Origin of the sequence: Streptomyces phaeoluteigriseus, from assembly GCF_001896135.2 — a bacterium.
Classification (GTDB): Bacteria; Actinomycetota; Actinomycetes; order Streptomycetales; family Streptomycetaceae; genus Streptomyces; species Streptomyces phaeoluteigriseus.
On sequence record NZ_MPOH02000011.1, the window covers coordinates 180,371 to 207,351 of the forward strand.

At 72.2% G+C, this 26,981-nt stretch carries 20 protein-coding genes and 5 pseudogenes; 16 read left to right on the forward strand and 9 right to left on the reverse strand.

What is annotated here, in order from left to right:
- Positions 1-11 precede the first annotated feature (11 nt).
- Positions 12-830 carry an Fpg/Nei family DNA glycosylase gene (locus tag BM536_RS11965; protein ID WP_073491578.1) on the reverse strand — a complete coding sequence of 273 codons (819 nt, stop codon included), beginning with the start codon at positions 828-830 and terminating at the stop codon, positions 12-14.
- 520 nt (positions 831-1,350) lie between these two features.
- Positions 1,351-1,836, reverse strand: coding sequence for a ribose-5-phosphate isomerase (locus tag BM536_RS11970; protein WP_073491577.1), 486 nt, complete (start codon positions 1,834-1,836; stop codon positions 1,351-1,353).
- Positions 1,837-2,062: 226 nt separating this feature from the next.
- Between BM536_RS11970 and BM536_RS11975 the strand changes: the two genes are divergently transcribed.
- On the forward strand, positions 2,063-3,505 hold the full coding sequence (locus tag BM536_RS11975; protein WP_073491576.1) for an amino acid permease: 1,443 nt from the start codon (positions 2,063-2,065) through the stop codon (positions 3,503-3,505).
- Between the two features lie 113 nt (positions 3,506-3,618).
- Here BM536_RS11975 and BM536_RS11980 read toward each other — a convergent pair whose 3' ends face one another.
- Complete coding sequence (locus BM536_RS11980; protein ID WP_211362869.1) at positions 3,619-3,789, reverse strand: hypothetical protein; 171 nt, start codon at positions 3,787-3,789, stop codon at positions 3,619-3,621.
- A 208-nt stretch (positions 3,790-3,997) separates the two neighbouring features.
- Positions 3,998-4,579 carry a biotin transporter BioY gene (locus BM536_RS11985; protein WP_094102910.1) on the reverse strand — a complete coding sequence of 194 codons (582 nt, stop codon included), beginning with the start codon at positions 4,577-4,579 and terminating at the stop codon, positions 3,998-4,000.
- Between the two features lie 494 nt (positions 4,580-5,073).
- Here BM536_RS11985 and BM536_RS11990 point away from each other — a divergent pair.
- From BM536_RS11990 to BM536_RS12040, 11 genes and pseudogenes are all read left to right on the forward strand, one after another.
- Positions 5,074-6,298 (forward strand): annotated as a pseudogene (locus BM536_RS11990) (ROK family protein).
- Positions 6,299-6,513: 215 nt separating this feature from the next.
- Positions 6,514-7,581, forward strand: coding sequence for an ABC transporter substrate-binding protein (locus BM536_RS11995; RefSeq protein WP_073491574.1), 1,068 nt, complete (start codon positions 6,514-6,516; stop codon positions 7,579-7,581).
- A 5-nt stretch (positions 7,582-7,586) separates the two neighbouring features.
- Positions 7,587-8,444, forward strand: coding sequence for an ABC transporter permease (locus BM536_RS12000; protein WP_094103110.1), 858 nt, complete (start codon positions 7,587-7,589; stop codon positions 8,442-8,444).
- Positions 8,420-9,154 carry an ABC transporter ATP-binding protein gene (locus BM536_RS12005; RefSeq protein ID WP_073491573.1) on the forward strand — a complete coding sequence of 245 codons (735 nt, stop codon included), beginning with the start codon at positions 8,420-8,422 and terminating at the stop codon, positions 9,152-9,154. The genes BM536_RS12000 and BM536_RS12005 overlap by 25 nt, the downstream gene beginning before the upstream one ends.
- The gene (locus tag BM536_RS12010) at positions 9,151-10,515 is read left to right on the forward strand and encodes an LLM class flavin-dependent oxidoreductase (RefSeq protein WP_094102911.1); all 1,365 of its coding nucleotides are present in this window, start codon (positions 9,151-9,153) and stop codon (positions 10,513-10,515) included. The genes BM536_RS12005 and BM536_RS12010 overlap by 4 nt, the downstream gene beginning before the upstream one ends.
- 15 nt (positions 10,516-10,530) lie before the next feature.
- Positions 10,531-11,420: pseudogene (locus BM536_RS12015) on the forward strand (TauD/TfdA dioxygenase family protein).
- Between the two features lie 112 nt (positions 11,421-11,532).
- Positions 11,533-12,909 (forward strand): amino acid permease, encoded by a 1,377-nt coding sequence (locus BM536_RS12020; RefSeq protein ID WP_073491572.1) that lies wholly within the window; start codon positions 11,533-11,535, stop codon positions 12,907-12,909.
- Between the two features lie 242 nt (positions 12,910-13,151).
- Complete coding sequence (locus tag BM536_RS12025; protein ID WP_073491571.1) at positions 13,152-13,793, forward strand: superoxide dismutase; 642 nt, start codon at positions 13,152-13,154, stop codon at positions 13,791-13,793.
- 190 nt (positions 13,794-13,983) lie between these two features.
- A pseudogene (locus BM536_RS12030) lies at positions 13,984-16,175 on the forward strand (MMPL family transporter).
- A gap of 5 nt (positions 16,176-16,180) precedes the next feature.
- Positions 16,181-17,379, forward strand: a pseudogene (locus tag BM536_RS12035) (sensor histidine kinase).
- Positions 17,376-18,014, forward strand: coding sequence for a response regulator (locus BM536_RS12040; RefSeq protein WP_073491570.1), 639 nt, complete (start codon positions 17,376-17,378; stop codon positions 18,012-18,014). Before BM536_RS12035 ends, BM536_RS12040 begins: the two are co-directional and overlap by 4 nt.
- A 296-nt stretch (positions 18,015-18,310) precedes the next feature.
- On the opposite strand, the gene BM536_RS12045 is transcribed toward BM536_RS12040, so the two are convergent.
- Entirely contained in the window at positions 18,311-18,955 is a 645-nt protein-coding gene (locus BM536_RS12045) for a mycothiol-dependent nitroreductase Rv2466c family protein (protein WP_073491569.1), read from the reverse strand.
- A 159-nt stretch (positions 18,956-19,114) separates the two neighbouring features.
- On the opposite strand from BM536_RS12045, the gene pepN reads away from it, so the two are divergent.
- Together pepN and BM536_RS12055 are read left to right on the forward strand one after the other, a co-directional pair.
- Positions 19,115-21,757, forward strand: coding sequence for an aminopeptidase N (gene pepN / locus BM536_RS12050; protein WP_094102912.1), 2,643 nt, complete (start codon positions 19,115-19,117; stop codon positions 21,755-21,757).
- 508 nt (positions 21,758-22,265) lie between these two features.
- A complete protein-coding gene (locus BM536_RS12055) occupies positions 22,266-23,315 on the forward strand; it encodes a type IV toxin-antitoxin system AbiEi family antitoxin domain-containing protein (protein ID WP_073491568.1) in 1,050 nt (349 codons plus the stop codon).
- Between the two features lie 83 nt (positions 23,316-23,398).
- Here the strand turns inward: BM536_RS12055 and BM536_RS12060 are convergent, their stop codons facing one another.
- Positions 23,399-23,752, reverse strand: a complete 354-nt coding sequence (locus BM536_RS12060) for a MerR family transcriptional regulator (RefSeq protein WP_073491567.1) — start codon at positions 23,750-23,752, stop codon at positions 23,399-23,401.
- A 120-nt stretch (positions 23,753-23,872) separates the two neighbouring features.
- On the opposite strand from BM536_RS12060, the gene BM536_RS12065 reads away from it, so the two are divergent.
- Positions 23,873-24,277, forward strand: coding sequence for a hypothetical protein (locus BM536_RS12065; protein ID WP_425444621.1), 405 nt, complete (start codon positions 23,873-23,875; stop codon positions 24,275-24,277).
- Positions 24,278-24,296: 19 nt separating this feature from the next.
- Here BM536_RS12065 and BM536_RS12070 read toward each other — a convergent pair.
- From BM536_RS12070 to BM536_RS12080, 3 genes and pseudogenes are all read right to left on the reverse strand, one after another.
- Positions 24,297-24,742: pseudogene (locus BM536_RS12070) on the reverse strand (NUDIX hydrolase).
- A 27-nt stretch (positions 24,743-24,769) separates the two neighbouring features.
- Positions 24,770-25,657 carry a pyridoxamine 5'-phosphate oxidase family protein gene (locus BM536_RS12075; protein ID WP_073491565.1) on the reverse strand — a complete coding sequence of 296 codons (888 nt, stop codon included), beginning with the start codon at positions 25,655-25,657 and terminating at the stop codon, positions 24,770-24,772.
- Positions 25,658-25,683: 26 nt separating this feature from the next.
- Positions 25,684-26,130, reverse strand: a complete 447-nt coding sequence (locus BM536_RS12080) for a VOC family protein (RefSeq protein ID WP_073491564.1) — start codon at positions 26,128-26,130, stop codon at positions 25,684-25,686.
- A gap of 135 nt (positions 26,131-26,265) precedes the next feature.
- Between BM536_RS12080 and BM536_RS12085 the strand changes: the two genes are divergently transcribed.
- Complete coding sequence (locus tag BM536_RS12085) at positions 26,266-26,847, forward strand: CGNR zinc finger domain-containing protein (protein ID WP_073491563.1); 582 nt, start codon at positions 26,266-26,268, stop codon at positions 26,845-26,847.
- The last annotated feature ends 134 nt before the right edge of the window (positions 26,848-26,981 follow it).

Genomic DNA, 26,981 nt, shown 5'->3' on the forward strand with positions numbered 1-26,981 from the left:
CGACGGGTGGGTCAGGGCTTTTGGCAGGTGGGGCACCAGAAGAGGTTGCGGGCCGCGAGGGGCGCCGTGCGGACCGTGTCGCCGCACAGGTGACACGGCTGGTGGGTGCGGCGGTAGACGTACACCTCGCCGCCGTGGTCGTCGACGCGTGGCGGGCGGCCCATCGCCTCCGGGGTGTGTTCCGGGCGGACCGTGTCGATGCGGTTGTTGCGGACGCCCTCGCGCATCAGTGCCACCAGGTCCGACCAGATCGCGGTCCACTCTGCGGGGGTGATGTCCTTGCCGGCGCGGTACGGGTCGATGCCGTGCCGGAAGAGGACCTCGGCGCGGTAGACGTTGCCGACGCCCGCGATGACCTTCTGGTCCATGAGGAGGGCGGCGATCGTCGTACGGCTGCGGGAGATCCGGCGGTACGCCCGCTCCGGGTCGGCGTCCTCGCGGAGGGGGTCGGGGCCGAGGCGGTCGTGGATCGCCTGCTTCTCGGCGTCCGTGATCAGGGCGCAGGTGGTGGGGCCGCGGAGGTCCACGTAGCCGGTGGGGGCGGCGAGGCGGAGGCGGACGGTGTCCGTGGGCGGGGGCGCCGGTGCGTCCGGGGACGCCTCACCGAAGGTGACCTTGCCGAAGAGGCCCAGGTGGATGTGGACCCAGACGTCTCCGGCGAAGCCCAGGAAGAGGTGCTTGCCGTGGGCCTCGGTGCGGGTGAGTTCCATGCCGGTGAGGAGGGCCGCGGCGTCGGAGAACTTGCCCTGGGGACTGGTCACCCGCGGCGGGCTCGCGGTGAAACGGGCGTAGTCCTGGGCGAGGCGGTGGATGGTGTGCCCTTCCGGCACGGTGGGGGTCCTCTCGGTTGTTCTCTTCACCCCCCGACCGCCCGACTCGGTCGGACGAGAGGTGGTCCTCGGCCTGGGCGGTCCTCGGCCTGGGGCCGCCCCGGACCCCGGCGGGGGCTCCGCCCCCCGCACCCCCGGAACGTTGCCCATCCGACCTACCGGACTCGGTGGGTGAGACGTGAGCGTCACCCCAGGGCTCCGCCCCGGATCCGGCGAGGGCTCCGCCCCTGCACCCCGGGCCCCGCACCCCGGACCCTGCACCCCGGACCCTGCACCCCGGACCCTGCTCACCGGCCCATCGCCGGCTCACTCGGACGGGGGCCCTTGCCCTGTCCGGCCCTGGAGCGGCTCCGCCCGGAAGGCGCACTCACCATTCGGCGCGGCGCGGCGCGGCGACGGAGGCCGGGTCGGGGCCTCCTGCGCGTGCCGCAGGCCACGCGTGGCGCCGCCGCCCCCTCCGGCGCGCCGCAGGTCACGCGTGGCGCCGCCGCCCCCTCCGAGTCGGTCCGGCGTGCTCGGCTCAGCCCTGGGGGTGGTGTGCCGGGATCGGGGGGAGTTCCGCTGTCGTCTCGTACGCCGCCAGCATGTCGATGCGGCGGATGTGGCGCTCGTCGCCCGAGAACGGGGTGGCCAGGAAGGTCTCGACGAACTTCGTCGCCTCGTCCTGGGTGTGCATGCGGGCGCCCACCGCGATGACGTTGGCGTCGTTGTGCTGGCGGCCGAGGGAGGCCGTCTCCTCGCTCCACGCGAGGGCGGCTCGGACGCCCTTCACCTTGTTCGCGGCGATCTGCTCGCCGTTCCCGGAGCCGCCGATGACGATGCCGAGGGCGTCGGGGTCGGCGGCGGTCCGCTCGGCCGCGCGGAGACAGAAGGGCGGGTAGTCGTCCTGGGCGTCGTAGATGTGCGGGCCGCAGTCGACCGGGTCGTGACCCGCCTCCTTCAGCCATTCGACGAGGTGGTTCTTGAGTTCGAAGCCGGCATGGTCCGAGCCGAGATACACGCGCATGGGATGAGTGTGACACGGGTGTCGCCGGGTAGCAGCGCCGGGTATCGCGCCGGAAAAGCGAGGGCAATGCTATGGAAGCTCAGGAGAACCTCAAGTAACGATCCGGAATCAAAGGTTCCCGAATCCATTCACCTCGGATTCACTGGTTCGGCTCGTACGCCCCCGTACTGCCCGTACACCGCTCGTACGGGAGACCCCCTCACGCGGCGCAAAGGAAATCCGTCCCATGACCTCGCAGCCGACCCTGACGAAGGCCGAAAACGGCCCCGGAGACCCGGGAGAGCCCCACTCCGGTCTCCACGCGGGCCTCAAGAACCGTCACCTCTCGATGATCGCCATCGGCGGAGTCATCGGAGCCGGGCTGTTCGTCGGATCAAGCTCCGGCATCGCCACCGCCGGCCCCGGCATCCTTCTCTCCTACGCCCTCGTCGGCACGCTCGTGGTGCTGGTGATGCGGATGCTGGGTGAGATGTCCGCCGCCAACCCGACCTCGGGTTCGTTCTCCGCGCACGCCGACCGCGCGCTCGGCCCGTGGGCCGGGTTCTCCATCGGCTGGCTGTACTGGTTCTTCTGGGTCGTCGTGCTGGCCGTGGAGGCCACCGCCGGTGCCGCCATCCTCGAGTCCTGGATCCCCGCCGTGCCGCAGTGGGGGTGGGCGCTCATCGTGATGGTGGTGCTGACCGCCACCAACCTCGTCTCCGTCGGCTCCTACGGCGAGTTCGAGTTCTGGTTCGCCGGCATCAAGGTCGTCGCCATCGGTGCCTTCATCGTCGTCGGCGGGCTCGCCGTGTTCGGTGTGCTGCCCGGCGTCGACAGCGACAAGGCCGGCGTCGGCAACCTCGTCGACCACGGCGGTTTCCTGCCGAACGGGCCCGGCGCCATCCTCACCGGCGTACTGCTCGTCGTCTTCTCCTTCATGGGCAGCGAGATCGCGACCCTGGCCGCCGGCGAGTCGGAGGACCCGCAGCGGGCCGTCACGAAGTCCACCAACAGCATCATCTGGCGCATCGGCGTCTTCTACCTCGGCTCGATCTTCGTCGTGGTCACCCTGCTGCCGTGGAACGACCCCGCCATCAAGGAGCAGGGTTCCTACGTCGCCGCCCTGGACTCGCTCGGCATCGCGAACGCCGGTGAGATCATGAAGTTCATCGTGCTGACCTCGGTGCTGTCCTGTCTCAACTCCGGGCTCTACACCGCCTCCCGCATGGCGTTCTCGCTCGGCGAGCGCGGGGACGCGCCGACGGCCTTCGCGCGGACCACCTCGCGGGGTGTGCCGAGGAACGCGATCATCGCCTCCGTGGTGTTCGGGTTCGTCGCCGTCTTCTTCAACTACGAGTTCCCGGACTCCGTCTTCCTCTTCCTCGTCAACTCCAGTGGTGCCGTCGCCCTGTTCGTGTGGCTGGTGATCTGCTTCTCGCAGCTGCGGATGCGGAAGATCATCCAGGCCGAGGCGCCGGAGAAGCTGGTCGTGCGGATGTGGCTGTACCCGTACCTGACCTGGGCCACGGCCGGGCTCATCGTGTTCGTCCTCGGCTACATGCTGACCGACACCAAGCACGACGGCCGCACCACCGTGCTGCTGTCACTGCTGGTCGCCGCGATCGTCATCGCCATCGCCCTCGTCAGGCAGCGGCTGAAGGGGCGGAACGCGGTGCGGACCGAGGTGTAGTTCCGGTCGCCGGCCGCCCGGCGCCCCTCGGGGCGTGAACCGTCTCCGCAGAGGGGGCCCGTGCTCACGGGTCCCCTCTTCCCGTGCTCCGCGCCCGCCCCGCCGCCGCGCCCTCACGGCACCGTGAAGCCGTCCTTCACCTTCTCGTACGTCCGCACCGCCGACGTCTCGGTGTCCGGCCGGTACCAGGTGTTGATCCGGTACGTCTTCCCGCCCTCGTCGAAGCCGAGGAGGCGGGCGTGCCAGGGGGCGCCCCGGAGGGTGAAGGTGTACTCCCGGACCACCGCCCGGCGGCCGTCGAACGTGGTCTCCTCCGGGCGCGCGCCCCCCGCTCACGGGCGGGCGCCGCCGGGTTGTGGTGGTCCCGGCGGCGCCCGCGGCCCCAGGGGCGCTGAGGGGCCGTACCGGGCGGGAACGCGGAAGAGGCCCGCCGCGGTCACCTCTGGGTGACCCGGCGAGCCTCAGCGCAATCCCCGGTGGGTTTCCCCCGGTTCAGCGCTTGACGAGCTTCCAGGCGGTGGGCAGCAGCCCCATCGCCAGGGCCGCCTTGAGGGCGTCGCCGATCAGGAACGGCGTCAGCCCGGCCGCGATCGCGGCGGAGGCGGAGATGTCGGCGGCGTAGGCGAGGTAGGGCACGCCGATCGCGTAGATGATCGCCGAGCCCACCAGCATCGTGCCCGCCATGCGCAGGACCGAGCGGTCGGCGCCGCGGCGGGCCAGGGCGCCGACCACCGTCGAGGCGAGGATCATGCCGAGGACGTAGCCGAAGGAGACCGCGCCCGCGCCGGAGCCGCCCTGCGCGAACCACGGCACGCCCGCCATGCCGACCAGGGCGTAGACGGCGAGGGAGAGGAAGCCGCGCCGGGCGCCGAGGGTCGTGCCGACCAGCAGGGCGGCGAAGGTCTGGCCGGTCACCGGCACCGGGGAGCCGGGCACGGGGACCGCGATCTGGGCCGCGAGTCCGGTGAGCGCGGCGCCGCCGAACACGAGCGCGACGTCCCGGACACGGGAGGCCGGGATCAGGTCGGCGAGGACCCGTCCGGGGCTGACGGGGGTGGCGGCGGCGGTGCTCATGCGGACTCCGCGAGGTAGGTGCGGTTCGGGACACCGTGACGCTATCCCAGGGGACTCGGCGCGATCACCGTCAGTGGTCGACAAACGCGCGAGCGGCAGCTTGGTGGGCTCCGGACAAAGGCCGGCGGTTACACGCGGTACGGCGTGACCCTGATCACTGAGGTGCCGTGGCGGCGGCAACGCCGGGCGCGCGGTGGGCATCTGTGGGGTTTCGCCAAACGGGCGGACCGGCGGCTCGGCGGCGCGCGGGCATCCGTCTCGCCGGCGGACCGCCGCCGTCTCACCCGTCGGTCGCCGTCTGGGCAGCGGTCGGCCGCTTTGTTAGCTTCGGGCGCATGGTTGCCCAGGCCCTGAACTTCTCGTCGCGTCGCCACGTCGATCTGCGACGCGTGGGCGCGGCCGCCTGTCGCCCTCCGGTCTGAGGCGGGCGGAGCCGATCCGTGGCGCCTCGTACGACGACGGCGCAGTGTCGGACCGGCCCGTGAGGAATCTCCATGCCCCGTACCGCGACAGTTCCCCTTGCCTTCAACCCCGTTCCCCGTGTCGCCGACCCTGACCGGCGGCGTACGAACGCCAGTGTGATCCTGCGGTCCGTGCTGGAGCACGGGCCGTGGCGCGCAGCACCGTCGCCCGGCTGACCGGGCTGTCCCCGGCCTCCGTCACCGACCACTGCGCCCGCCTCGCCGGGCTCGGGCTGGTCCGGGAGGCGACCTGCCGCGGCGCAGCAACGGCGTCGGACGACCGCACGTCCCCGTGGACCTGGACGACACCCGGTTCGTGGTGGGCGGGGTGCACGTGGCCGTGCCGTACACGACCGTCGCGTTGCTCGATCTGCGGGGACGGGTGCTGGCGCGGCGGGAGTTGAAACACCGGGACACCGAGCCCGCCGGCGTGCTGACACGGGCGGCCGAGGGGCTGGCCGGGCTCTGCGCCGAGGTGCCCGGCCGCCGCCCGCTGGGGGTGGGGGTGGCGGTGGGCGGCTGGGTGGACCGGGATTCGGGGACCGTCGTCGAGCATCCGCTGCTGGGCTGGCGGGACGTGCCGGTGCGGGAGCCGGTCGGCGCTCGTACGGGGCTGCCGGTGCACGTGGACGGGCACGCGCGGGCGTTGGTCAACGCGGAACGGCTGTTCGGGCGGGCGCGCGGCAGCCGCAGTCTGCTGCATCTGTTCGTCGGGAACGTGGTGGACGCGGCGTTCGCCACCCATGACGAGGTGCACCACGGGCCGCGTTCTCAGGCGGGCGCCATCGCCCATCTGCCGCTGGCCGGCGGCACCGAGCCGTGCGACTGCGGGCGGACCGGCTGCCTCCAGGTGGAGTTGAGCGAGCGGACGTTGTGCCGGCGGGCCCGGGCGGCCGGGCTGGTCGACGGGACGAACCCGATGCACGTGGTCGCCGCCGCCGAGGCCGGTGACGCGGTGGCCGTACGGCTGCTGCTGGAGCGGGCGCGGATGACGGGGCGGGCGGCCGGGCTGCTGCTGGACGTGCTCAACCCGGAGAGCGTGGTCGTCACCGAGCTGGGGGCCATGTTCCGGGCGGACTGTCTGGCCGCGCTGCGGGCGGAGGTCGGGGCGGCACGGGCGGCGTCGGTGGCGCCGACGAGTTTCCCGGACGCCGTGCTCGCGGTGGCGGGCGGGGCGGTGGCGTTGGACGTGCTGTACCGGGACCCGCTGAGCCTGCTGCGCGGGGGTCCCCCGGCCGTTTCACCTCAGCCGAGTTAATTCAGAAACTCCGAATGTTGACAGGCGCGGTCCGAGAACAGGAGCATCCTCCTCATGAGCTGTCGCACCCTTTGTTGCTGACGCGTTGACGCGCCCCGAGCGCTCATCTCCTTCTGCGTGAATTCCCCGCACGGGCCTTCTGCGGCCCGGAATCACCCACGCTTTCCCGCCTTCGTACGGCGCTTCGTCCTGCCTTTCCCTCAGGGAGTCCCGTCATGCCCGTTTCCCGTGCGTCCGGTGTCGACCGGCGCCTCTTCCTCACCTCGCTGCTCGGGGTCACCGCCGCTGCCGCCGGGCTGAGCGGCTGCGTCGAGAGCAGTGCGGCCGCCGGGTCCGAGGGGGCGTCCACCGCCCCGCTCGCCGACAAGGTGCCCGCCGGCACCAGCCTGAAGATCGCCTCCTACCAGAATGTCCAGCAACTCCAGTTCAAGCTGGCGAAACTGCCCGAGCTGCCTTTCAAGGTGTCGGGCTGGCTGAACATCGGGGCCGGTCCCGATGTCATCAACGCGTTCCGCGCGAAGTCCCTCGACGTCGCCAACAACGCGGGTATTCCGCCGATCCAGGCGCACTACCAGGGATTCGACGCGAAGATCGTCGCGATCAACATCACGCGCAGGCCGAACTATCTCTTCGCCACCAAGCCCGGCAGCGACATCCGCAGCATCGCGGATTTCAAGGGCCGCAAACTCGCCTTCTCCCAGGGGCAGGCGCAGGGAGTCGTCCTGCTGCGGGCACTGAAGAAGGCGGGCCTGGAGTACGACGACGTCGACCTCGTCCCGCTGACCAGCAACCAGTTCCTGACCGCCCTCCAGTCGGGCCAGGTGGACATCGCCCCGCTGGGCAACACGCAGGCGCCCGCGTATCTGGAGCAGTACGAGTCCAAGGGCGCCCGCACGATCACCACCGATGTCGTCGACCTGCTCAACCTGCTGTGGGCGCCGGTCTCCGTGCTGAACGACCGGGCCAAGGCGGCGGCGGTCGCCGCGTACGTCCCGCGGTGGGCGCAGGGCCAGGTCTGGCAGTACGAGCACCCGGACGTCTGGAACGAGGAGTTCTACGTCAAGACGCAGAACCTCACCCTCCCCCAGGCCCGGTCCATCACCGCCCTCGCGAACAAGCCCCTCTTCCCGCCGAGTTGGACGGAGGCGATCGCCTGGGAGCAGGAGACCGCCGACCTGCTCGCCGAGGGCGGCTTCGTGAAGAGCTTCGACGTCGGCACGCTCTTCGACCACCGCTTCGAGGGCATCGCCGCCGCGTCCGTACCGGCCGAGTACCGGAAGTGACCACCATGACCACGACCACCGTGACCACCGCCTCCCCGGAGAAGCCCGCCCCCGTCGCCGTCGCCGACGAGCGGCCCCGCGCCCGTCGCCGCGGGCTCGCCCCCGGCAGACGGCTGCCCGCCGCCCGGCTCACCGGGCCGCTGCTGCTGCTCGCCCTGTGGGCCCTCGCCTCGGCCGCCGGGCGGCTCGACCCCGGTGCCGTGCCCGCGCCCTGGACGGTGCTGGAGACCGGCGTCCGACTGTGGACCGACGGCACGCTGACAGATGACGTCCTCACCTCGCTGCAGCGGGCCGGGTCCGGCTTCGCGATCGGCCTGACCGCCGGGGTGCTGCTGGCGCTGGCGTCCGGCCTGACCCGGACCGGGGAGGCGCTGATCGACGGGACGGTCAACCTCAACCGGGCCATCCCGACGCTCGGTCTGATCCCGCTGTTCATCCTCTGGCTGGGCATCGGTGAGACCTTCAAGATCGCGATCATCGCCATCGTCGTCTACATCCCGATCTACCTGAACACGCATGCCGCGCTGTCCGGCATCGACCACCGCTTCGTCGAACTCGCCGAGGTGCAGGGCCTGTCGAAGCTCGCCTTCATCCGGGAGATCGTCGTCCCCGGCGCGCTGCCCGGCTTCTTCGTGGGCCTGCGGCTCGGGGTGACCGGTTCGTGGCTGGGGCTGGTGGTCCTGGAGCAGATCAACGCCACCAGCGGCCTCGGCTATCTGATGTTCCAGGCCCAGAACTACGGCCAGTCGGACGTCATCCTCGTCGGTCTGGTCGTCTACGGCGTCTTCGGCCTGATCTCCGACAGCACGGTACGCATCATCGAACGGAGGGTGCTGTCATGGCGCCGCACGCTGAGCAACTGACCCGTCCCGCCGTACGGCTGGAGGGCCTCACCCGGTCCTTCGAGGGGCGTACGGTCCTCGACCGCGTCGACCTGGACATCCCCGCCGGTCAGTTCGTGGCCCTGCTCGGGCACAGCGGGTCCGGCAAGAGCACCCTGCTGCGGGCGGTCGCCGGACTCGACCACCAGGTGACCGGGAGCGGACGGCTGACGGCCCCGGAGCGGGTGTCGGTCGTCTTCCAGGACTCCCGGCTGCTGCCCTGGCGGCGGGTGCTGGCCAACGTCCTGCTCGGGCTCGACGGCAAGGCGGCCGAGGAGCGGGGCCGGGAGGCGCTCGCCGAGGTGGGTCTCGCGGGCCGTGAGCGGGCCTGGCCCAACGAGTTGTCCGGCGGCGAGGCCCAGCGTGCGGCGCTGGCCCGCTCGCTGGTGCGCGAGCCCGAACTGCTTCTGGCGGACGAGCCGTTCGGCGCGCTCGACGCCCTCACCCGCATCCGGATGCACGCCCTGCTGCGGGAGCTGTGGGAGCGGCACCGGCCGTCCGTGCTGCTCGTCACCCACGACGTGGACGAGGCGATCGTGCTCGCCGACCGGGTCCTCGTCCTCGACCAGGGCCGCATCGGCCTCGACCTGACCATCGACCGCCCGCACCCGCGCTCGTACCGGGACCCGCTCCTCGGCGAGTACCGCGAACGGCTGCTCGCCGCCCTGGGCGTCACGGAGGACCACCGGTGACCACGAGAGAGCTGCACCTCAACGCGTTCCTGATGAACACCGGCCACCACGAGGCGTCCTGGCGGCTCCCCGAGAGCGACCCGTACGCCCATGTCGACCTCGCGCACCACGTCCACCTCGCGCGGATCGCCGAGCGCGGCACCTTCGACTCGCTGTTCCTCGCCGACGCGCCGCAGTTGTGGGGGACCGTCGCACAGCGGCCCGCCGGGGCGCTGGAGCCGCTCACGCTGCTGACCGCGCTGGCCACGGCGACCGAGCACATCGGCCTGATCGCCACCGCGTCCACGTCCTACAACTCGCCCTACAACCTGGCCCGCAGGTTCGCCTCGCTGGACATCCTCAGCGGCGGCCGGGCGGGCTGGAACATCGTCACCACCGCCGGCGCCGAGGCCGCCCGCAACTTCGGGCTCGACGCCGAGCCCGCCCACGCCGAACGGTACGCGCGGGCCGCCGAGTTCCTCGACGTGGCGCTGAAGCTGTGGGACAGCTGGGAGGACGACGCGATCGTCGCCGACAAGGCGGCCGGCGTGTGGGGCGACGACGCGAAGATCCACCCGCCCCGGCACAAGGGGACGTACTTCGGTGTCGAGGGAGCCCTCAACGTGCCCCGCACACCGCAGGGTTACCCGCTGCTGGTGCAGGCGGGCTCCTCGCAGGACGGCAAGGCGTTCGCCGCCCGGTACGCGGAGGCGGTGTTCACCGCGCAGCAGACCCTCGCCGACGCACAGGCCTTCTACGCCGACCTCAAGGCCCGGACCGTCCGGGCCGGCCGGGACCCGGGCCACGTCAAGGTGCTGCCGGGGATCGTCCCGGTGATCGGCTCCACGGAGGCCGAGGCGCGGGCGCACGAGCGGGAGCTGGAGGAGCACATCGTGCACGCGCACGGCGTCCGGCGGCTGGAGCAGCTCCTCCAGCTGGAGCCGGACACACTCGCCCTGGACGCGGAACTGCCCGCCGATCTGCCTCCCGAGGACGCCATCGAGGGCGCCAAGAGCCGGTACACGCTCGTGGTGGAGCTGGCCCGGCGCGAGCGGCTCACCGTGCGGCAGCTGATCGGGCGGCTGGGCGGCGGGCGCGGGCACCTCACGTTCACCGGGACGCCCGAGCAGGTCGCCGACGCGATCGAGACCTGGTTCACACGGGGCGCCGCCGACGGCTTCAACATCATGCCCGCGCTGCTGCCCTCGGGCCTGGACGCCTTCGTCGACCACGTCGTCCCGCTCCTGCGCGCCCGCGGCCTGCTGCGCACCGAGTACGGCCCCCGCCGGACCCTGCGCGAGAGGTACGGCCTCCCGCGCCCCGCCAACCAGTACGCCCAGCCGTCACCCTCCGCCCCCGCCTCCACCCCCGCCCTCGTCTGAAAGGAAGGCCCTGTCATGACCCTCGACCTCCGCAAGGTCACCGCGCACATCGGCGCCCATGTCTTCGGCGTCGACATCTCCAAGCCGCTGGACGGCGGGACGGTCGCCGCGCTCCGCGAGGCGCTCAACGTCCACAAGGCGCTGGTCTTCGACGACGTCCACCTCGACGACGAGGGCCAGCAGGCCTTCGCCCGCCACTTCGGCGACCTGACCACCGCCCACCCGACCGTGCCCGCCGTCGACGGCGCCCCGAACGTGCTGCCCGTCGACAGCGAGCAGGGCAGCGCCAACCACTGGCACACCGACGTCACCTTCGTCCTCAACCCGCCGCAGGCCAGCACCCTGCGCAGCCTCGCCCTCCCGCCGTACGGCGGCGAGACGCTGATCGCGAGTTCGGCGGCGGCCTACCGGCAGCTGCCCGAGCCGCTGCGGCGGCTGGCGGACGGGCTGTGGGCGGAGCACACCAACGACTACGACTACGCGGTGCCCGCCGAGGACGTCGACGAGGAACGTGCCGCCCAGCGCGCCCGGTTCACGTCCATCAAGTACCGCACCGCCCACCCGGTGGTCCGCGTCCATCCGCTGACCGGTGAGCGCGGGCTGTTCATCGGCGGGTTCGCGCAGCGGATCGTCGGGCTGTCGGTGGGCGAGTCCCGCACGGTCCTGGACCTGCTCCAGTCCTATGTCACCCGGCCGGAGAACATCCTGCGTCACCGCTGGTCGCCGAACCAGCTCGTCCTGTTCGACAACCGCATCACCCAGCACTACGCCGTCGACAACTACGACCGGCGGCCGCGTCGGCTGCACCGGGTGACCGTGGCCGGCGACGTCCCGGTGGGCATCGACGGCGGCGGAGCCGGCCGGTGGAGGGTGACGCCGCGCACTACACCTCCGTAGCGGCGTAGCCACAGCGCGTACCGGAGGTGTCCGGATACTGGGCAGTCTGTTCGTGTGAGTGGACGGGCTGCCCAGAATGTGGGCGTTTTTGCCCTCTCACGCATTGGACGAGCCGCGCCCATGCCCAGCACCACGGTCGGGACTCCGCCGGAGTCGGACGTCTCCCTCTCGCACGGCCTCAAGCAGCGCCATCTGTCGATGATCGCCCTCGGCGGCGTCATCGGCGCGGGCCTCTTCATCGGTTCCGGGGCGGGCATCGCCGCCGCCGGTCCGTCGATCGTCCTCGCCTATGCCCTCTCCGGCCTCCTCGTGATGCTGGTGATGCGGATGCTGGGCGAGATGTCGGCCGCCTATCCCTCGTCCGGCTCCTTCTCGGCGCACGCCGAGCGGGCGATCGGCCCCTGGGCGGGGTTCACGGCGGGCTGGTCCTTCTGGGTCCTGCTGTGCACGGCCGTCGGCCTGGAGGGCATCGGCGCGGCGAAGATCGTCACGGGCTGGCTGCCGGGCACGCCCGCGTGGGCGTGGGTGGCGCTGTTCATGGTGGTGTTCTGCGGGGCGAACCTGGCCGCGGTGAAGAACTTCGGCGAGTTCGAGTTCTGGTTCGCCGCGCTGAAGGTCGGCGCGATCAGCCTGTTCCTGGTGCTGGGCGGTCTGGCGATCGCCGGCGTCCTGCCCGGCACCGACTCCCCCGGCACCTCGCATCTGACACAGTTCCTGCCCCACGGCGGCGAGGGGCTGGTCGTCGGCCTGTTGGCCTCGGTGTTCGCGTACGGCGGTCTGGAGACCGTCACCATCGCGGCGGCCGAGTCGCAGGACCCGGTCAAGGGCGTGGCGAGCGCGGTCCGTACGGCGATGTGGCGCATCGCGCTGTTCTACATCGGCTCGATGGCGGTCGTCGTCACCCTCGTCCCGTGGGACGCGGAGGCGGTCGTGGAGAAGGGCCCGTACGTCGCAGCCCTCGACCAGTTGGGCATCCCCGGCGCCGGTCAGCTCATGAACGTCGTCGTGCTGGTCGCCCTGCTGAGCGCGATGAACGCCAACATCTACGGCTCCTCGCGGATCGCCTACTCGCTGGTGGAGCGGGGGCAGGGGCCGAAGGCGCTGGGCCGGGTGTCGGGCGGGGTGCCGCGCACGGCCGTGCTGGTGTCGTGCGCGTTCGGCTTCGGCTGTGTGCTGCTCAGCTACTGGCGGCCCGACGACGTCTTCGCCTGGCTGCTGAACATGATCGGGGCGGTGATCCTCGTCGTGTGGACCTTCATCGCGGTGTCGCAGCTGCGGCTGCGCCGACGGCTGGAGCGCGAGGCGTCGCGGCCACTGGTCGTGCGGATGTGGGCGTTCCCGGTGCTCACGTGGGTGGCCCTGGCCGGCATGGCGGCGATCTTCGTCCTGATGGCACGGGAGCCCGGCACGCGGGTGCAGCTGTACTCGACGGGTGCGATGACGGCGGCCCTGGCGCTGGGCGGTTACGCCTGGCAGCGGAGACGCGCCAAGGCCTGAGAAGGTCGTCAGGCGCAAGGCCCCCACGTGAGCGTCACGTGGGGGCCTTTCCGCTGCCGACGGCGTGCCGACGGCGTGCCGACGGCGTGCCGACGGCGTGCCGACGGCGTGCCCGCTGCTTGTTCCCCGGCTGTCGCCCGCCCCTCCCCGCCCGCCTCCCCGCAGCTTGCCCGTGGGCGCCTTATTGTTGCTAGCCTGCACTTGCAACCTCATTGCAATAAGGTTCGGAGGGGAACCCCGCCATGCCCGTCTACACGCTTCCTGAACTGCCGTACGACTACTCCGCGCTCGCCCCCGTGATCAGCCCCGAGATCATCGAGCTGCACCACGACAAGCACCACGCGGCCTATGTGAAGGGCGCCAACGACACGCTGGAGCAGCTCGCGGAGGCGCGGGACAAGGAGCAGTGGGGCTCGGTCAACGGGCTGGAGAAGAACCTGGCGTTCCACCTCTCCGGGCACATCCTGCACTCGGTCTACTGGCACAACATGACCGGTGAGGGCGGCGGCGAGCCCCTCGCGGTGGACGGCGTGGGCGAGCTGGCGGACGCCATCACCGAGTCCTTCGGCTCCTTCGCCGGGTTCAAGGCCCAGCTGACGAAGGCCTCCGCGACCACCCAGGGCTCCGGCTGGGGCGTCCTCGCCTACGAGCCGCTCAGCGGCCGGCTGATCGTCGAGCAGGTCTACGACCACCAGGGCAACGTCGGCCAGGGTTCCGTCCCCGTCCTCGTCTTCGACGCCTGGGAGCACGCCTTCTACCTCCAGTACCGCAACCAGAAGGTCGACTTCATCGAGGCCATGTGGCAGGTCGTCAACTGGCAGGACGTACAGCGCCGTTACCTGGCCGCGAAGTCCCGCGCCGACGTGCTGCTGCTCGCGCCGTAGGGCGCCGCGCAACGTCCCGCCTCGTGATCGTCTTCTCACCCTTCACGGCGGCGGGCGGAAAGAAGGAGACCCCCGCGAGGACGTGACTCGCGGGGGTCTTCCCCCTCCCGCGGGTCAACCGATCGGTGGACGGGGGGTTCCACCGGTCGCCTCTGTCGGCGGACCGCCCCCGCCGACGAGGCTCTGGGGCATGAACTCACTCACTGTGCGCATGGCACGGAGCAGTGCCCGGCACCCCTGGCGGGCGATCGTCGGCTGGCTGGTGTTCGTGGCCCTGTGCCTGGGCGTCGGCGGCGCCGTCGGCACGAACAGCGCCCGGACCGCCGACTACCGGGTCGGCGAGGCCGGCCGCGCCGAGGCCATGGCCGCCGAGGGCCGGTTGGAGCGCAGATCCACCGAGCAGGTGCTGATCTCGGCCCGGTCCGGCGCCCTGGACGAGCGGGCCTCGGCGGCGGCCGTACGGGACCTCACCGCCCGCATGGAACGGCTCCGGGACGTGGCGGACGTCGCCGCGCCCGTCCGTTCCGCCGACGGCCGGACCCTGCTGGTCGAGGTGGCGCTGAAGGGCGAGGAACGGGATGCCAAGGACAAGGTCGACGCGCTGACCGCGCAGACGGCCGCCGTCCAGAAGCTCCACCCCGGCCTGATCCTGGAGGAGACCGGAAGTCCCTCCATCAGCAAGGGGGTCGACGCCCAGCGGAGCGCCGACCTGGCCCTCTCCGAGAAGATCACGCTGCCGGTCACCCTGCTCACCCTGTTGGTCGTCTTCGGCTCGCTCACCATGCCGCCGTACCGCTGCTCCTCGCGCTGTCCTCGATCGCGGCGGCCGTCGGCCTGTCGATGGTGGCCTCGCACCTCTCCCCCGACGCGGGCGTCGGCACCAACGTCATCCTGATGATCGGCCTCGCCGTCGGCGTCGACTACACGCTCTTCCACCTGAAGCGGGAGCGCGAGGAGCGGGCCCGCGCCGGGGGCCGGCTGAGCGCCGAGGCGCTGGTGGAGCTGGCGGCGGCCACCTCGGGCCGGGCCGTCGTGGTCTCCGGACTCGCGGTCGTCGCCTCCACCGCCACCCTCTACCTGGCGTCGGACGTCATCTTCTCCTCCCTCGCCACCGGCACCGTCGTGGTCGTCCTGGTCGCCGTGGCCAGCTCCCTGACCGCGCTGCCCGCGCTGCTGACCGTGCTGGGCCGGCGCGCCGAGCGCCGAGCGGAGCGGCGGGCAGCGCGCGGAAAGCCTGCCCGGCGCACCCGTGCCACCGGCGGCGGCCGTCTCTGGACGGCGCTGCTGCGCCCCGCAGCCCGGCATCCGCTGGCCACCCTGTGCGTGTCCGTCCTCGCCCTGCTCGCGCTCGTCGTCCCGCTGGCCGGGCTGCACATCACCGAGATGAGCCGCGACACGCACTCCCGCGACATCCCCGCGATGCGGGTGTACGACCGGCTCAACGACACGTTCCCCGAGCGGCGCGTCACCCACCAGGTCGTGGTCCGCGCCGACGCCTCCCGTGCCGCCCAGGTCACCGGCGCCCTGCGTGAGCTGGCCGAACGGGTCGACGCCGACCCGCTGTTCACCGGCACGTCACGGCTGCGCGGCTCGGCCGACCACCGCACCAGCACCCTCGACCTGAACGTGCCGCACCTCGGCGACTCCGACGAGGCCCACGCCTCCCTCGACCACCTGCGGGACACCTACCTGCCCGCCACGGTCGGCCGGGTCCCCGGCGCCGAGTACGGCGTGAGCGGCGACGTGGCCCGCTACGCCGACTATCCGGCCCACCAGAACGGCAAACTCCCGCTGGTGCTGGGGGCGTTGCTCCTGGTCACGTTCCTGATGACGCTCTACGCCTTCCGCTCGGTCGTCCTCGGCCTGATCGGCGTCGTGCTGAACCTCCTGTCGGCGGCGGCCGCGCTCGGCCTGCTCGTCCTCGTCTTCCAGGGGACGTGGGCGCAGGGGCTTCTCGACTTCACCTCCACCGGGTCGATCGGCTCGCGCGTCCCGCTGTTCCTGTTCGTGATCCTGTTCGGTCTGTCCATGGACTACCAGGTGTTCGTGGTCAGCCGGATCCGCGAGGCCGTGCTCGACGGCACCCCGACCCGGCAGGCGGTGCTCGACGGGATCCGCAGCTCGGCGAGCGTGGTGACCAGCGCGGCGGTCGTGATGACCACGGTGTTCGTGAGCTTCGTCTTCCTCCACATCATCGAGATGAAGCAGATCGGTTTCGTCCTCGCCGCCGCTGTCCTGCTGGACGCCTTCGTCGTACGGATCCTGGTCCTGCCGTCGGCGATGCTGCTGCTCGGCGAGCGCACCTGGTGGCCGGTACGGCCCGCGGCACCGGCCCCGCAGGACCGAACGGCCCCGGAGCGGGCGGCGGTCGACGTACGTTGACCGGTATGACCGCGCTGACCGGCCCCTCCGCCGACACCTTCTGGGCCACGTCCCTGCGCCGCTGGAACACGGTGTGCTGGGTGCTGTTCGCCGCGATGGCCTTCGGGATCGCCGCGATGGGCCGGCCCGGCGGGGAGATGTACGGGGCGCTCGGCCTGCTGGGCTGCGTGGTGCTCGGCTACGCGCTCATCGACCGCTTCCCCGGCAACCGGATCGTCCGCCCGCACGGCTATCTCGCCGTGCTGGCGCTCGCGCTGGGCGGGCTGGCGTACCTGCGCACCAGCTACGCGGCGCTGTTCATGGTGACGCTGCCGCACTACTGGATGTTCGGGCGCACCCCGAGGATCTCCATGGGGTTCCTCGGGCTCGCCACCTTCACGACGCTGCTGGGCAGTTGGCTCCAGCTGGGCTGGTCGGCGGAGTTCCTCGGCGAGACGGCCGTGTCCACCCTGATCGTCGTCGCGGTCGGGGTGCTGATCGGTCTGTGGGCGCACTCGGTGGTCGAGCAGAGCACCGAACGAGCCCGGCTGATCGACGAGTTGGAGCAGGCGCAGGCCCAGTTGTCGCCGCGCACCAGCGGCAGGGCGCGGCCGACGAACGGGAGCGCCTGGCGCGGGAGATCCACGACACCCTCGCACAGGGCTTCGCGTCGATCGTGGTCCTCGCGGAGGCGGCGCGGGCGGGGCTGGCGGACGATCCGGGGCGCAGCGCCCAGCAGTTGCGGTCGATCGAGTCGACGGCCCGCGAGAACCTCGCGGAGGCCCGGGAGCTGGTGGGCTCGGGCGGGAGTCCGGGGCAGGTGGCGGCGGGGTCGGTGGCCAGTACGCTGCGCCGGGTGCTGGACCGGTTCGCCGAGGACACCGGGCTCACCGTGGCCGCCGATCTGGCGGACCCCGAGTGCGACCAGCAGACCCGGATCGCGCTGCTGCGCTGCACGCAGGAGTCGCTGGCCAACGTGCGCAAGCACGCCCGTGCCTCCACGGTCGGGGTGGTCCTGGCGCGGCTGCCGTACGGGGTGGAGCTGGAGATCACCGACGACGGCGCCGGGTTCGTGGTGGAGGAGTCCAACGGGTTCGGTCTGGACGGGATGCGCAAGCGGCTGGCGGAGCTGGGCGGGCGACTGACCGTCACCAGCTCCGTCGGCGACGGGACGAGGATCCTGGCGACGGTCCCCCTCGCCGGGGGCACGGAGGGGACGGCATGAACGAGGCGGGACTGCGGGTGGTCGTGGTCGACGACCACACGGTGATGCGGGCGGGAGTGATCGCGCTGCTGGCCGGTGAGCACGGCATCGAGATCGTCGGCGAGGCGGGCGACGGGCGGGCCGCCCTCTCCCTCGTCGAGCGGTACGACCCGGACGTGGCCCTCGTCGACCTGCGGATGCCGGTGCTGGACGGGGTGGCGACCACCACCGAGATCGTCGCCCGGTATCCGCGCACCAAGGTGCTGATCCTGACGACGTACGACACCGACGCGGAGATCGAGCGCGGGGTGGAGGCCGGAGCCATCGGCTACCTGCTGAAGGACACCACGCGCGAGCAGCTCGTCGACGCGATCCGGGCGGCCGCGCGCGGTGAGACGGTGCTGGCGCCGCGGGTGGCGGAGAAGCTGGTCGCCCGGCTGCGGCGCCCCGTGCACGACCCGCTGACCGCGCGGGAGAGCGAGGTGCTCAACGCGGTGGCCGACGGGCTCACCAACGCCGAGATCGGCCGCCGCCTGGTCATCACGGAGGCCACCGTCAAGACGCATCTGCTGCGGCTGTTCGCCAAGCTGGACGTCAACGACCGGACCCGCGCGGTGGTGGTGGCGCTGGACCGGGGGCTGCTGCGACGGCCGTAGCAGCAGCGCCCTCCCGGCAGGTGGGTCAGGGCCTGCGGCCCACGTCTGCGTGGCGGGCCGGCGAGAGCCGGGTCCTGTTCCGGCTCGGGGCGCCGCAGCGGGACGGGGGCCACGCCCGCTTCGACCGGGTCGGGGCCATCGAAGCAGGCCTCGAAGCGGTCGATCCGGTCGAGAGGGCCCGGGAAGCAGGGGGGACGGCACCGGCCGTTGCAGGCGGCCTGGGCCTGTTCGCGGCGCTGACCGCGGCGCCCCCGCGAGCGCGGCTCGCGGGGGCGTTCACTCCGGTGGGCCCGGGTCTACAGGTTGCTGAAGTCGGGGCCCTTGGTGCGGGTCCGCTTGATCTCGTAGAAGCCGGGCACCGAGGCGACCGCGAGGGTGCCGTCCCACAGCCGCGCGGCGTCCTCGCCCTTGGGGGCGGGGGTGACGACGGGGCCGAAGAAGGCGATCTGCTCGCCGTCGGCGCCGGGCACGGCGATGACCGGGGTGCCGACCTCCTGGCCGACCTTGTCGATGCCCTCCTTGTGGGAGGCGCGCAGCTCGGCCTCGAACTCGAAGTTCTCCTGCTCGGCGTACTCGATGAGGTCGGCGGGGAGTCCGGCGTCCTCGAGAGCGCCGGCGATGGCCTCCAGGGTCGGGCCCTCGCCGTTGTTGTGGAAGCGGGTGCCGAGCGCGGTGTAGAGCGGGCCGAGGACCTCGGCGCCGTGCTTCTGCCAGGCGGCGGTCACCACCCGGACGGGCTTCCAGGCCTTGGTGGCGAGCATCTCCCGGTACTCCTCGGGCAGCTCGTCGAGCTTGTCCTCGTTGAGCACGGCCAGGCTCATCACATGCCACCGCACCTCGATGTCACGGACCTTCTCCACTTCCAGCACCCAGCGGGAGGTCATCCAGGCCCAGGGGCACAGCGGATCGAACCAGAAGTCGACGGGGGTCTTCTGCGACATGTCTCTCCTCAGGAGGAACGCTTTTCCTGGTGAACGCCACGGCCCGCGCCGCGCATTCCCCGCTGACGGGCGTCAGGTGCGCGTGGCAGGATCGGTGCTGTCCACAGCCCCTGCGCAGGCACACCGCCGTGGCGCAGACACATCGAGGGAGTACCGCCCGTGCCCGGTGAGAACCTGTCCCGTGACGAGGCCCGGGAACGGGCCGCCCTGCTGTCCGTCGACGGGTACGACGTGTCCCTCGACGTGCGCTCCGCGATCGGCGACGCGAGCGACGGCGGAGGCGGGCAGGGAGACGGAGAGGTGAGCGGCGGCGCGGGCAGCGAGGGGACCGGCGGGCCGCGCACCTTCCGCTCGGTCACCACGATCCGGTTCCGCTGCAACGAGCCCGGCGCGTCCAGCTTCGCGGACCTGATCGCGCCGAGCGTGACGGCCGTCTCCCTCAACGGCCGCGACCTCGACCCGGGCGAGGTCTTCGACGGCTCCCGGATCCGGCTCGACGACCTCGCCGCCGAGAACGAGCTGGTCGTCGACGCCCGGTGCGCCTACTCGCGCACCGGCGAGGGCCTGCACCGCTTCGTCGACCCCGAGGACGGCGAGGTCTACCTGTACACCCAGTACGAGCCGGCCGACTCGCGCCGCGTCTTCGCCAACTTCGAGCAGCCCGACCTCAAGGCGCCGTTCCGCTTCGAGGTGCGTGCGCCCGAGGAGTGGGTGGTGTGGAGCAACGGCACCGGCGAGCGCGCGGACGGCGTGTGGCGGTTCGCGGAGACGAGGCCCATCTCGACGTACATCACCTGTGTGGTGGCGGGCCCCTACCACTACGTGACGGACTCCTACACGCGCGAGCTGGCGGACGGTACGACGCTGGAGATCCCGCTCGGCGCCCTGTGCCGCAGGGGGCTCGCGCCCTACTTCGACTCCGACGACGTCTTCCTCGTCACCAAGCAGGGCCTGGACTTCTTCCACGACCACTTCGACTACCCGTACCCCTTCGGGAAGTACGACCAGGCGTTCGTGCCCGAGTACAACCTGGGGGCGATGGAGAACCCGGGCCTGGTGACCTTCCGCGAGGAGTACATCTTCCGGGGCAAGGTGACGCAGGCGTCGTACGAGGCGCGGGCCAACGTCATCCTGCACGAGATGGCCCACATGTGGTTCGGTGACCTGGTCACCATGGAGTGGTGGGACGACCTGTGGCTGAAGGAGTCCTTCGCGGACTTCATGGGCTCCTTCTCGCTGGTCGGCGCGACCCGCTTCACCGACGGCTGGATCACCTTCGCCAACCGCCGCAAGGCCTGGGCCTACCGGGCCGACCAGCTGCCCTCCACCCACCCGGTCACCGCCGACATCCGCGACCTCCAGGACGCCAAGCTCAACTTCGACGGCATCACCTACGCCAAGGGCGCCTCGGTGCTGAAGCAACTGGTCGCGTACGTCGGACAGGACGCGTTCCTGGAGGGCGCCCGCCGCTACTTCAAGCGGCACGCCTACGGCAACACCCGCCTGGGCGACCTGCTGTCGGTGCTCGGCGAGACCAGCGGGCGGGACATGGCCGTATGGGCGCGGTCCTGGCTCCAGACGGCCGGGGTGAACTCGCTGACCCCGCAGGTGCTGCTGGACGCCGAGGGCCGGGTCGACGAGCTGGCGGTGCTCCAGGAGGCCGCGGAATCGCACCCGGAGCTGCGGCCGCACCGGGTGGCCATCGGCCTGTACCGGCGGGTGGACGGGCGTCTCGTGCGGTACGCGCGCGCCGAGGCGGACGTCGAGGGGCCGCGGACGGTCGTGGCGGAGCTGGCCGGCGCGGAGGCGCCGGAGCTGGTCCTGGTCAACGACGAGGACCTGACGTACTGCAAGATCCGGTTCGACGAGACCTCACTGGCGGCCCTCAGGGAGTCCCTGGGGGACATCACCGATCCGCTGGCCCGCGCGCTGTGCTGGTCGGCGCTGTGGAACATGACGCGGGACGCGCTGCTGCCCGCGCGGGACTTCGTGGAGCTGGTGTTGCGGTTCGCGGGGCGCGAGAGCGACATCGGCGTGCTCCAGATGCTGCACGCGTGGGCGGACTCGGCGCTGGTGCACTACGCGGCGCCCGACTGGCGGCCGGTCGGCGAGCGGCTGCTCGCGGAGGGCGCTCTGGCGGAGCTGCGGTCGGCGGAGCCGGGCAGCGAGCACCAGCTGGCGTGGGCGCGGTTCTTCGCCTCGGCGGCGTCCGGCCCGGCCGACCTCGACCTGCTCCGGGGACTGCTGGAGGGCTCGGCGAAGGTCGACGGCCTGGAGGTGGACCAGGAGCTGCGCTGGGCGTTCCTGGAGCCGCTGGCCGCGCACGGCCGCGCCGACGAGGACCTCCTGGCGGCGGAGCTGGCCCGTGACGACACCGCGTCGGGCAAGCGGCACCAGGTGCGCTGTCTCGCCGCCCGTCCGTCGGCGGAGGTCAAGGCGCAGGCCTGGGTGCAGCTCGTCGCGTCGGACGCGCTGTCCAACGCGCTGGTCGAGGCGACCATCGCGGGCTTCCAGCAGTCCTCGCAGCGCGAGCTGCTCGCCCCGTACGCGGAGAAGTACTTCGCGGTGATCGGGCGGATCTGGGAGCAGCGGTCCATCCAGATCGCGATGAACGTGGTCAAGGGCCTGTTCCCGGCGCTGCTGGACTCCCCGGAGACGCTGGCGGCGACGGACGCGTGGCTCGCCGCGCACGAGTCGGCGCCGCCGGCCCTGCGCAGGCTGGTGCTGGAGGCGCGGGACGACCTGGCGCGGGGGCTGCGCGGACAGGCCTGCGACGCGGCGGGCGGGGTCGGCACGGACTGATCCGACCCGACCTGGACCGACCCGGCACCGACCCGGCACCGACAGGGGACCGGCACGGCACGGGTCCGACCCGACAGAGGACCAACCCGGCATGGTCGGATCCCGGTCCGGACTGATCCTGGTCCGGACTGATCCCGGTCCGGCCTGGGACCGACCCGATACGGACTGATCCCGGCCCGGCCCGGCACGGGACCGACCCGACACGGGACCGACCCGACACGGACTGATCCCGGTCGGCCCGGACTGATCCACCACGGGACCGACCCGGCCGGCGGCCGCTGATCCCGACCGGCACCGCCCGACCTTTGGCCTGAGATCCGGCGGACGGTGACCGTTACGGAATTCCGTCAATCCGACCCGTAACCCCTGGCTCCCACCGAATGGACCAGGGGTTTTCGGCGCCTACTCGGCACCCGAACACCCGTCCTTTAGGACGAGCTTGTCCGGATTTGTCGACGGGCGTGTAACAGCGGTTACAGGTGGGACCAGAGACGGGAACCTCCGGGACATGAACCACAACACCCCCCTCCCCCAGGCCTCCGCCCGCCCCCTGCGTCACCTCTCGGAGGCGCAGCGGCGGGTACTGACCACGGCCCAGCTCCGCTCGCACGGCGTGTCCCCGGCCGAGCTGACCGAGCGGTGCCGGTCCGGCGGCCCCTGGCAGCAGCTCCTGCCGGGCGTGTACCTGCTCCACCCGGGGGCGCCGACCAGCGAGGAGCGGCTGCACGCGGTGCTGCTGTACGCGGCCCGCGAGGTGACGGCCCCCGGGGTGCCCGCCCAGCCGGAGCCGGGGCAGCCGCACCGGCCCGTGTACCGCGAGGCGATGATCACTGGGCTGGCGGCGCTGACCCTGCACGGCTTCACCTCGGCGCCGCCGCTGCTCTCCCTGGACCGCATCGACGTCCTGGTGCCCCGGCTGCGCCGGCTGCGCTCGACGGGCTGCGCGCACGTCCTGCGCGCCGCGTCCCTGCCGGCCCCGGAGGAGGCCACGGGAGTTCCGGTGGCGCCGGTGCCGCGCGCCCTTGCGGATGCGGTGTCCCAGATGACGGACGCGGGGGCGGTACGGCGGCTGCTGTCGGAGGCGGTGCGCGGCGGGCACTGCGAACCGGCGGCGGTGGTATGGGAGTTGAACAACGCCAAGTTGCTGAGCCGGCCGCACGTGGTGGACGCGGTGGACTCGCTGCTGGCCGAGGGGCGGGCGATCGCCGAGGACCGCCTCCACACGATGGTGCGCGAGTTCGGCCTGCCGGACCCGGTGTGGAACGTGGACCTGCGGCTGCCGGGCGGGCCGCACCTCGGGGGTCTGGACGCGTACTGGCCGGAGCAGGCGGTGGCGCTGGAGCTGGACACGCGGGCCCCGCGTCAGGACGAGGACGCGCTCTGGTCGGAGTACGCCCGCAAGCGGGAACATCTGGAGCGGCTGGGTATCACGGTCGTGCACATCACGCCGAGGAAGCTCCGGGACGGGATGGAGCAACAGGCGGCGGTGGTGCGGACGGCGCTGATGGCGTCGGGGGACCGCGATCCGGCGGCGTATGTCGTGGTGCTGCCCCGGTAGTGACGGACCGGGCGGTACCAGGAGGGGAGAGGAGGGGCCGTCGGGTGTGACGCGGCGGCCCCTCCTCGTGTCATCGTCGGGGCTCAGGTCACACGCAGGGGGCAGCCGGTGCCGACGCGGTCGGTGAGTTCGGCGCGCAGGGCCGCGAGTTCGGCCATGCGGGCGTCGACGACGCGGATCTTCTCCTCGAACAGCTCGGAGAGCGCGGCGGCGGAGTCGGGGGCCTCGCGCAGTTCCGCGCCGTGCCGGGCGATCTCGGCGAGGGAGAAGCCGAGGGCCTGCGCGGTGCGGACGTAGGCCAGCCACTCGGCCGTCTCGGGAGCGAAGTCGCGGTAGCCGTTGGCCAGTCTGCGGACCTCGACGAGGCCGACCTTCTCGTAGAAGCGGATGGTGTCCCTGGACAGGCCCGTGCGGGCGGAAAGCTCCCCGATGCGCATGCGAACTCGGCTCCAACGGCTCTGATGACGCGGGCACTTGACCTTGGAGCGTAGTCCACCCTTTAGCGTCCGGCCCATGACCGCATTCACCATCACCTCCCCTCCCTCCTACCTCCGCGCGTGCGGGCGAGCGCCTGGTACGACCTCGTCGTCACGGCCGGCTTCGCGACGCCGTGGACGTACGCGCTGGTGCACGACGCGCTGTCGTCGGCGGGCCGGGCGTGGGGGCTGGGCGGCTTCCCCGCGCTCGATCCGACGCAGACCATGTTCGCGAACCTGATGGGTTCGGTGGTGGTCGTGTGGTCGGTGCTGCGGATCGTCCGGCCGCTGCCGGTCCACGGACTGTTCGACGGCATCGCCCGCGTCCTGTTCACGACCTGGATGGCATACGCGCTGGCCCACGGCGCCTCGGGGGTGCTGTGGCTGTTCGTCGGTGTGGAGGCGGCCTGGGGTGTGGCGCAGTTGACGCCGTGGGCGCGCTGGGTGCGGCCGTCGTCGCGGGCGCGGGCGGACGACGCCGCGTAGCCCGTCCCGTCCCGCTCCCTCACCGCTGGTCCGGCACCGACACCCGCCCGTTCACGGGCCGTTCGCGCCACAGTCGCAGTGCCACGTCGACCAGCCGCACCCGGGTCAGTTCCGGTACGGCCGTCAGGTCGTGCCAGGCGGCCAGGTCGGTCGATCCACCGATCTCGTGGCGGAGTTCGCCGCCGGTCACCCGGCCCTCGTAGACGATCCGTACCCCGTGGTGGTCGACGGGGCCACGCAGGACGCCGCGGCGGAAGGTGCGGCGGGAGGAGTCCACGCCGAGGAGACCGGTCACCTCCACGAGGTAGCCGGTCTCCTCCTCCAGTTCCCGGACGACGGTGTCGTGCGGTCCTCGCCGTGTTCCATGCCGCCGCCGGGCAGCACCCACTCCGGGGTGCCGTCGGGCGCGGGCGAGCGAGCCAGCAGCAGTTGCCCGTCCCGGACGCATACGGCGTAGGCCGCCACCCTCAACTTCTTGCGCACATCGCGACGTTAGCGGTCAGGGTCCGGGTTGGCAGGTGAGTATGCGGGCGCGGACCAGCGCAGGGGGAGCGCGGCGGGGGTGTCGACGGTGTGCGCGACGGTGAAGCGGACCGTGCGCTCGCCGTCGGGGCCGAACTCGGTGCGGGCCTCCCCGGCGAGCTGGAGGGTGCGGCCCGTCGTCCAGTCGAGGAACAGCAGTCCGGCGCGCGGGTCGACGGTGAGGTTGCCGAGGCTGAGGAACATGGCGTTGCCGGGGTAGTCCCGCCAGGCCAGTTCGCCCGGCGAGACGACCCGTACGAAGCCGGGGTTGCCGCCGCGGTGACTGGCGTCGGCGCCGCCCGTGCGGACGCTGGCGAGGAAGAAGGTGTCGGCGGCGGAGACGAAACCGGCCTGGTCCGGGGTGAGTGCGGTGCCCCGCCGGGGCGGCTCGGCAAGGCGGCCGGACACCGTTTCGCAGGTCTCGCGCTTCTGGAGGTACTTGGGGCAGTTGGAGAACACCTGGTCGGCCTCGACGGCGAAGCCGCGCGGGGTGGGCCGCAGCAGCCCGTTGAGCCGCATACGGCGGCGGGTGCGCGGGTCAAGGGCGATCGTGCCGACGGGGGTGTGCGGGGTGGCGAGGGCCGTCGTGAGCGGGTCGGCCGGGGCGGGCCCTCCCGTGACGGAGATCCGCCGGGGGCCGGTGGCCCGTACGAAGCCGGGGCTTCCCGTGATCACCGAGGCCCATACGGCGCCGCTCGCGGGGTCGGCGGCGGCCAGGACGAGTTGCGGCTGGAGTTCCAGGAAGGCGGCGGCGACGGGCCGGATGCCCTCGCCGACGGACCGGCCGACGTGGTCGGCGAGGTCGCGCACGCCGAGCCGGTCCTGGAGGCTGCGCGAGCCTGCGTGGTAGAGGTCCATGACCTGATCGCGGCCTGGCCCGTGGCCTAGAAGAAGCCGCAGGTCGGAGCGGACGCGTCGGCGGGCGCCGGGGCCCCCTCCACCCCGTCGGACACCGAGATCTCCAGGCGGGTGCCGTCGGGGTCGTGGAAGAAGATGCCGCCGGAGGCCGCGCCCTCGTGGTGGGCGACGACGCCCTCGTGGACGAAGTCGGTGCCGTGGGCCCGCAGGGCCGCCTCGTACTCCCGGACCCGATCGACCGAATCGGCCTCGAAGGCGAGGTGGTGCAGTCCGGCGCGGGCTCCGTCGTACGACCCCTGCGCCTGCTGCCAGAGGGTGAGGACGAGCCGGTCGCCGTCACCGAGGAAGGCGTACCGCCGGCCCTCCTCCTTGCCCTCTCCGACGAGGGCGAATCCCAGGACGTCCCGGTAGAAGGCGAGGGAGCGGTCGAGGTCGGTGACGTTCAGGCCGATGTGGCCGGTGCGCAGGGTCATGACGGGTGTGCCCTTCGACGGAAGCGGGTCTGGCGGTTTCTGGCAGTTCTAACCTCTGTAAGTAAAGTTAGGGGTTAGAGATGGCCGCGTCAACCGGTCACGTACTCTTTGGTGGTTAGTGCGAGAGGAGCCCCGATGCCCACCACCACCCCCGACCCGCGCCCCCTCACCGGCGAACCCCTCGCGCTCGACCTGCTCAACACGCGCTGGATGCGGGAGGGGACCCTCCAGGACCTGCTGACCGGTCCGGACGGACTCGCGGTGTGGCTCGCGGCGAACGGGCTGGACGGGCGGTTCACCGCGGACGCGGCCACTCTGCGGCACGTCCTGCGGGCGCGCGACGCGCTCAAGGCGGCCGTGGACGGGGTATCCGTGAGCGGGGCAACCGCCAGCGGGGCACCTTCGGCCGGGGCGGCCACCGCCGATGTGGACGCCGTGCTGGAGCACGGGCGGATCCGGCCCACCCTCACCGCCGAGGGCCCGGGTGAGCGCGCCGAGTTCGCGGACCAGGCCTGGGGACCGGCCTGGCTGGCGGCCCGCAACTACCTGGAACTGCTCGCCACCGCGCCCGACCGGATCCGCGGCTGCGCGCACGAGGCATGCGTCCTGCACTTCTTCGACACCTCGCGCAACGGCACCCGCCGCTGGTGTTCGATGGCGGGCTGCGGCAACCGCGCGAAGGCGTCCCGCCACTACGCCCGCACGAAGGACGCCTGACCGGCCGGCACGGGCGACGCCTCATCGGGGTCACACGAGCGACACCCCACCCGGGCCGCACGAGCGACACCCCACCCGGGTCACACGAGCGACACCCCACCCGGGTCACACGAGCAACACCCCACCCGGGTCAC

Coding starts and splice junctions, on each gene's coding strand:
- BM536_RS11970 (WP_073491577.1), bottom strand. CDS start 1,836: ATGCGCGTGTATCTCGGCTCGGACCATGCCGGCTTCGAACTCAAGAAC.
- BM536_RS11975 (WP_073491576.1), top strand. CDS start 2,063: ATGACCTCGCAGCCGACCCTGACGAAGGCCGAAAACGGCCCCGGAGAC.
- BM536_RS11985 (WP_094102910.1), bottom strand. CDS start 4,579: ATGAGCACCGCCGCCGCCACCCCCGTCAGCCCCGGACGGGTCCTCGCC.
- BM536_RS11995 (WP_073491574.1), top strand. CDS start 6,514: ATGCCCGTTTCCCGTGCGTCCGGTGTCGACCGGCGCCTCTTCCTCACC.
- BM536_RS12000 (WP_094103110.1), top strand. CDS start 7,587: ATGACCACGACCACCGTGACCACCGCCTCCCCGGAGAAGCCCGCCCCC.
- BM536_RS12005 (WP_073491573.1), top strand. CDS start 8,420: ATGGCGCCGCACGCTGAGCAACTGACCCGTCCCGCCGTACGGCTGGAG.
- BM536_RS12020 (WP_073491572.1), top strand. CDS start 11,533: ATGCCCAGCACCACGGTCGGGACTCCGCCGGAGTCGGACGTCTCCCTC.
- BM536_RS12025 (WP_073491571.1), top strand. CDS start 13,152: ATGCCCGTCTACACGCTTCCTGAACTGCCGTACGACTACTCCGCGCTC.
- BM536_RS12040 (WP_073491570.1), top strand. CDS start 17,376: ATGAACGAGGCGGGACTGCGGGTGGTCGTGGTCGACGACCACACGGTG.
- BM536_RS12045 (WP_073491569.1), bottom strand. CDS start 18,955: ATGTCGCAGAAGACCCCCGTCGACTTCTGGTTCGATCCGCTGTGCCCC.
- BM536_RS12055 (WP_073491568.1), top strand. CDS start 22,266: ATGAACCACAACACCCCCCTCCCCCAGGCCTCCGCCCGCCCCCTGCGT.
- BM536_RS12060 (WP_073491567.1), bottom strand. CDS start 23,752: ATGCGCATCGGGGAGCTTTCCGCCCGCACGGGCCTGTCCAGGGACACC.
- BM536_RS12075 (WP_073491565.1), bottom strand. CDS start 25,657: ATGGACCTCTACCACGCAGGCTCGCGCAGCCTCCAGGACCGGCTCGGC.
- BM536_RS12080 (WP_073491564.1), bottom strand. CDS start 26,130: ATGACCCTGCGCACCGGCCACATCGGCCTGAACGTCACCGACCTCGAC.
- BM536_RS12085 (WP_073491563.1), top strand. CDS start 26,266: ATGCCCACCACCACCCCCGACCCGCGCCCCCTCACCGGCGAACCCCTC.